We start from the raw sequence: 776 nt of genomic DNA on the forward strand, positions 1-776 counted from the left end.
CGCTACTGGGGCGCTCCAATCCCTATGATATACTGCGACCACTGTGGCATAGTGCCCGTACCTTATGAAGATTTGCCGGTGATTCTGCCCTTGGATGCCGAAATTCCCAAGACTGGAGAAAATGCCCTCCTTCACCACGAAGGGTATCTCCACACTACCTGTCCACAGTGCGGCGGCCCGGCGCGTCGTGAGACGGACACCATGGACACGTTCATGTGTTCCTCCTGGTATCAGTACGCCTACCTTAGTCCATACTACCGCGAGGGCGAACCGGTAAACGGCGAGGACACACCCTGGGATCCGGCAGAGCTGGCCTATTGGGCGCCGGTGGACACATATACCGGCGGCGCAGAACACGCTGTCATGCACCTGCTCTACACCCGCTTCTTCACTAAAGCCCTGCGTGATGCAGGCTTGGTGAACTTCGACGAGCCGATGCTCCAATACCGCTATCAGGGCATTATCCTGGGCGAACCGCGACGCGGCGATGTCGTCAGCGTGGAAGGCGCATGGGAAGGCAATGCGTTCAAAGCCCAGCGCATTACCGTGTACCCGTTCGACCAACCCGAAACCTGGCCCGCCTTTGAAAAGAGCGAAACGCATATTTGCGGCGAAGTCATGTTGCGCGAGGATGCGGGCTTACGCATAGCGGTGGATGAGAAGACGTTGATTATCGTCCACGCTAACGAAACAACCCCCCCCCTAACTGCCGATGGAAAACCGATGGCATACAAGAGCATCCTCTACCACCTGGAAGTAGAGAAGATGTCTAAGAG

At 56.8% G+C, this 776-nt stretch carries 1 pseudogene; it reads left to right on the forward strand.

The annotated features are described in order from the left end of the window. Positions 1–471, forward strand: a pseudogene (locus N2041_RS14965) (leucine--tRNA ligase); the annotation flags it as partial. Positions 472–776 lie beyond the last annotated feature (305 nt).

Origin of the sequence: Tepidiforma sp. (genome assembly GCF_026419595.1) — a bacterium.
GTDB lineage: Bacteria > Chloroflexota > Dehalococcoidia > Tepidiformales > Tepidiformaceae > Tepidiforma.